Source organism: Promicromonospora sp. NPDC060271 (genome assembly GCF_042726755.1).
GTDB lineage: Bacteria > Actinomycetota > Actinomycetes > Actinomycetales > Cellulomonadaceae > Promicromonospora.
The window spans coordinates 1-4,973 of sequence record NZ_JBHXBG010000262.1 but is presented as its reverse complement, the minus strand read 5'-3'; the positions used below and the strand labels follow the sequence as shown (position 1 = coordinate 4,973).

5 protein-coding genes are annotated in these 4,973 nt (G+C 69.6%); all 5 read left to right on the top strand.

What is annotated here, in order from left to right; all coding sequences use genetic code 11:
- Window positions 1-60: 60 nt before the first annotated feature.
- The 5 genes from ACFWE2_RS24435 (at window position 61) to ACFWE2_RS24415 (ending at window position 4,846) form a co-directional block, all read left to right on the top strand.
- Entirely contained in the window at window positions 61-924 is an 864-nt protein-coding gene (locus ACFWE2_RS24435) for a carbohydrate ABC transporter permease (protein ID WP_377226803.1), read from the top strand.
- Window positions 911-1,849: a carbohydrate ABC transporter permease gene (locus tag ACFWE2_RS24430; protein ID WP_377226802.1), complete on the top strand. Its 939-nt coding sequence runs from the start codon at window positions 911-913 to the stop codon at window positions 1,847-1,849. Before ACFWE2_RS24435 ends, ACFWE2_RS24430 begins: the two co-directional genes overlap by 14 nt.
- 8 nt (window positions 1,850-1,857) lie before the next feature.
- Window positions 1,858-2,187 (top strand): L-rhamnose mutarotase, encoded by a 330-nt coding sequence (locus ACFWE2_RS24425; RefSeq protein WP_377226801.1) that lies wholly within the window; start codon window positions 1,858-1,860, stop codon window positions 2,185-2,187.
- Entirely contained in the window at window positions 2,184-3,041 is an 858-nt protein-coding gene (locus tag ACFWE2_RS24420; RefSeq protein ID WP_377226800.1) for an amidohydrolase family protein, read from the top strand. The genes ACFWE2_RS24425 and ACFWE2_RS24420 overlap by 4 nt, the downstream gene beginning before the upstream one ends.
- A 281-nt stretch (window positions 3,042-3,322) precedes the next feature.
- Window positions 3,323-4,846: a non-reducing end alpha-L-arabinofuranosidase family hydrolase gene (locus ACFWE2_RS24415; RefSeq protein ID WP_377226799.1), complete on the top strand. Its 1,524-nt coding sequence runs from the start codon at window positions 3,323-3,325 to the stop codon at window positions 4,844-4,846.
- The last annotated feature ends 127 nt before the right edge of the window (window positions 4,847-4,973 follow it).

Genomic DNA, 4,973 nt, shown 5'->3' with positions numbered 1-4,973 from the left:
CCCGCCCCGGGAGCGGCGCCGCCGCGGGCCGCCGACGGCCGGGGCAGGCGGCACGACAGCCTGGCCCGGAGCCGCAGCCGGATGTCGTACCTCTTCGTCTCCGGCTACACGGTCCTCCTGCTCATGTTCGGCCTGGCGCCGACGGTCTACGCGGCCTACCTTTCGCTGACCAAGGAGGACCAGTTCGTCGGCCTGGACAACTTCGCCCACGTGGTCCAGGACTTCCGGTTCGGGCCGGCCGTCCTCCACGTCGCGCTGTTCGTCCTGTTCTGGCTGGCCGGGCTGGTCCTGTTCGTCGTCGTCCTGTCCCTGCTGGTGCACGGGCTGGCCAGTCGCAGGCTCAGCACGGGGCTGCGGTTCGTCTACTACATCCCGGGCGCCCTCGCGGGTGCGTCGAGCGTGATGCTCTGGCTCTTCGTCCTGGACCCGACGGTCAGCCCGGTCTCCTGGGTGCTGCACGCCATGGGGACGGAGACCTTCGTGCAGACGGTCTCGCCGGGGAACCTGCCGGTGATCTTCGCGATCATCGCGTTCTGGACCGGTGCGGGCGGCTGGATAGTCGTGCTCTACGGCGCGCTGAACAACGTGCCGGGCGAGGTGATGGAGGCGGCACGGATCGACGGCGCGAGCCGGCTGCGGATCGCGCTGAGCATCCAGCTTCCGATGATGCGCAAGTGGATCTCGTACATGGCCGTCATGTCGCTCGCCGCGGGCACCCAGCTCTTCGTCGAGCCGCGCATCCTGTCCCAGGCCAGCAAGGGCGTCGTCCCGGTGGACTACTCGCTCAACCAGCTCGCCTACCTCTACGCGTTCAAGCAGACCGACCACAACGGGTCGGCCGCCATCGCGATCCTCCTGCTCGTGGTGTCCCTGGCCTTGAGCATGTTCTTCGTCATCAAGGGAGGACTCTTTGAGCGCGACTGACCTGAGGCCCACGACCCCGACGACGCCCGCCGAGCGCGGCCGACGTCGGGCAGAGCCCGACCCCCGGGCGTGGCTGGGACGCGCGTTCGTCACGATCGCGCTCACCTTCTTCGCCCTGTTCTTCGCGGTGCCGATCCTCTGGCTCCTGAACGCCACGACCAAGTCGCCCCGCGACCTGCTCACCACGGCGCCGTTCGCGCCGGGGACGCTCGGCGATCTGGCGGCGAACTGGGACGCCCTCGTGAGCTTTCAGGACGGCATCGTGTTCCAGTGGCTGGGCAACGCGGGGCTGTACTCCGGCGCCGCGCTCGTGCTGACGCTGCTGACGAGCATCCCGGCCGGCTACGCGATGGCCCTGGGGGAGTTCCGGGGCCGCAAGGCGCTCCTGACCACCACCCTCGTGGTCATGCTCATCCCGAACACGGCGCTCGTGCTGCCGATCTTCCTGGAGCTCTCGGCCCTGCAGCTCGTCGGTACGGCGGCGTCGGTGGTCCTGCCGTTCTCGTTCTTCCCGTTCGGCGTGTACCTGACGTACATCTACTTCTCGTCCAGCGTCCCGGGGGACCTGCTGGCCGCCGCCCGCATCGACGGCTGCGGGGAGCTTGGCGTCTTCACCCGTATCGCGCTCCCGCTCGCCAAACCGGTGGTGGCGCTCGTCGGGTTCTTCAGCTTCGTGGCGAACTGGAACAACTACTTCCTGCCGTTCCTGGTCGCGCCCGGCCCCAAGGCGCCCATCCAGGTCGGCCTGGCCGAGATGCTGGCCAACGTGCCACAGTTCAACCCGACGGCCGCCGGCGTGACCACGATCGAGCTGCCGGCACTGGCGTTGGCGACCCTCCTCTCGGTGGCGCCCGTGCTGCTGATCTTCCTCTTCTCGCAACGATTCCTGGTGGCGGGCATGACCGCCGGCGGGACCAAGGAGTGAGTACGAACATGGTGGAGAGACACGGTCTCGTCGTGAACATCGTCCCGGAGCTGCGCGAGGAGTACCTGCGCCTGCACGCCGACGTCTGGTCGCAGGTCGAGGCGACCCTCCAGGCGTGCAACGTGCGCAATTACACGATCTTCGTGCTGGAGAACACGCTGTTCGCCTACTACGAGTACACCGGCACCGACCACGAGGCCGACATGGCCCGGATCGCGCAGGACCCGGTGACCCAGGAGTGGTGGCGGCACACCGACCCGTGCCAGACGGCGTTCGGCCAGGACGCGGCGCCGGGCGAGCGGTGGCGGGACATGCAGGAGGTGTGGCACCTGCCGTGACACGTCACCTCGTCGATGCCCACCTGCACCTGTGGGAGCTGGACCGCCACCCCCAGCCCTGGATCGACCCCGGGTCGATGAGCGAGATAGCCCGCGACTTCACCGCGCGGGACGCCGCCGCCGAGCTGGGCGCGCACGGGATCGCTGATGCCGTCGTCGTCCAGGCGGACAACTCGCTGTCCGAGACGGAGGACCTGCTCGCCGCCGCCGCGGCGGGCGGCGTCGTCAAGGCGGTGGTCGGCTGGGTCGACCTGCTGGGCGACGTACCGGCGCAGCTCGCGCACCTGCGCCGGCTGCCGGGCGGCGAGACCCTCGTCGGGGTCCGCCATCTGGCGCATCTCGAGCCGGACCCCTCCTGGCTGCTGCGACCGGACGTGGTCGCGGGCCTCATCGCGGTGGCCGACGCCGGTCTGGTGGTCGAGCTCGTGGTCCGCGCGCACCAGCTCCCCGTGGTGACCGAGCTGGTCGGCGCGCTGCCCGCGGCGTCGTTCGTGCTGGACCACCTGGGCAAGCCTCCGTTGCTGGCGGGCGGCGCCGACCTCGACCGGTGGCGCGCCGACCTCGCTGACCTGGCCCGGCACCCCGACGTGGTGGCCAAGGTCTCGGGGCTCGGGCTGGAGGCCGACCACCTCGGGTGGACCGCCGCCGCGCTGCGGCCCGCCGTCGACCACGCTCTGGAGACCTTCGGGCCGGACCGGCTGATGTTCGGCTCGGACTGGCCCCTGGTCCGCCTGACGCGCGGGTACACGGCCTGGTGGGAGGCGTACCTCCAGCTCACCGCCACGCTCGGCGCGGCAGAGCAGGAAGCGATCGACCATGGCACCGCACGACGCGTCTACGGGATCGGTGCCTGAGTCCGCGGCGCTGTACCTGCGTGGTGGCCCGGCCGGCCGCCGCGCCGGCCGCTGACCGCGGACCGCGGACTAAATCTGACTCTTGACGTATGACGTGTTATCGCTCACATTTGGTCAAGCCGACGGAACCGGGCTTTACGGGCAAGCCCCCTCCGTCGGCGCTCGGAGGGCACACAGCCGTGCCGTTCGAGTTGTGAGCGCTAACATCTCGCCGCACGTGCCCGGGCACGCATCGCGGGTCGCCGCTTCGGTGAGCCGTCAGGTCTTGGTCAAGGAGGATCATGTCTGCTGTCTCCAGTTCTCGATCGGTCGCGCCGCCCTCACGGCTGCGCCGCTGGCTGGTGCGGGTCGTCGCCGCCGGTGTGGCGGCGGTGCTGGCCGGTGCCGGCGTCGTCGCCGTCACCGGTCCGGCTGCTGCCGCCACGGTCGACCCCGCCGCCTGGTACGTGCTGCTGAACCGCACCAGCGGCAAGGCCCTGGACGTCAGCGGCGTGTCCACCGCCGACGGAGCCCCGCTCCACCAGTGGACCCGCACCAACGCCAACAACCAGCAGTTCCAGTTCGTCGACGCCGGCGGTGGCTACTACCGGATCAAGGCGCGGCACTCGGGCAAGGTGCTGGACGTGTCCGGCTGGTCGACGGCCGACGGTGCCGTGATCCACCAGTGGGCCGACCACGGCGGCGTCAACCAGCAGTTCCGGCTGGCCGACTCCGACGGTGGCTACGTGCGGCTGATCAACCGCAACAGCAACAAGGCGGTCGAGGTCCAGAACGCGGCGACGGGTGACGGCGCCGCCGTCGTGCAGTTCAGCGACTGGGGTGGCGCCAACCAGCAGTGGCAGCTCGTCCGGGTCGACGGCGGGAGCAGCCAGTGCACGCTCCCGTCGACGTACCGCTGGACCTCGACCGGCCCGCTGGCGCAACCGAGGAACGGTTCCGTCGCGCTCAAGGACTTCTCCGCGGTCCGCCACAACGGCCAGTACCTCGTCTACGGGTCGACGCACGACACCGGAGACGCCTGGGGCTCCATGGCCTTCAGCCCTTTCACGAACTGGTCCGACATGGCCTCGGCCGGCCAGACCGAGATGACGAGCTTCAAGGCCGTCGCGCCGACGCTGTTCTACTTCGCCCCGAGGAACATCTGGGTGCTGGCCTACCAGTGGGGCTGGCCGTACACCTTCTCGTACCGCACGTCGAGCGACCCCACCAACCCCAACGGCTGGGGTCCGCACCAGGAGCTCTTCACGGGGACCCTTCCCCCGAAGCCCGACGGGACGCCCGCTGACGGGGCTCCCATCGACCAGACCCTCATCGCCGACGACAGGAACATGTACCTGTTCTTCGCCGACGACAACGGCAACATCTACCGGGCCAGCATGCCCATCGGGAACTTCCCGGGCAGCTTCGGCTCGAGCTACACGAAGATCATGAGCGACACGAAGGCGAACCTGTTCGAGGCGGTCGAGGTCTACAAGGTCCAGGGCCAGAACCAGTACCTCATGATCGTCGAGGCCATGGGGAACAACGGCCGCTACTTCCGCTCGTTCACGGCCACCAGCCTCGACGGCACGTGGACCCCGCAGGCCGCGACCGAGAGCAACCCCTTCGCCGGCAAGGCCAACAGCGGCGCCACCTGGACCAACGACATCAGCCACGGCGACCTGGTGCGCACCAACCCCGACCAGACCAAGACCATCGACCCCTGCAACCTCCAGCTCCTCTACCAGGGCCGCGACCCCAGCTCCGACGGCATGGACTACGGCCTGCTGCCGTACCGGCCGGGTGTGCTGACCCTGCAGCGCTGAGCGACACAGACGTTCTGCTCGACCAATCCGTGCGTTCCCGCCCCCAGCGGGCGGGAACGCACGGGCCCACCGCATGTCCGGGGGAGTTAAGGTGCGAAAACGAGCAAGGTGGCTCCGAGGAGGCGGG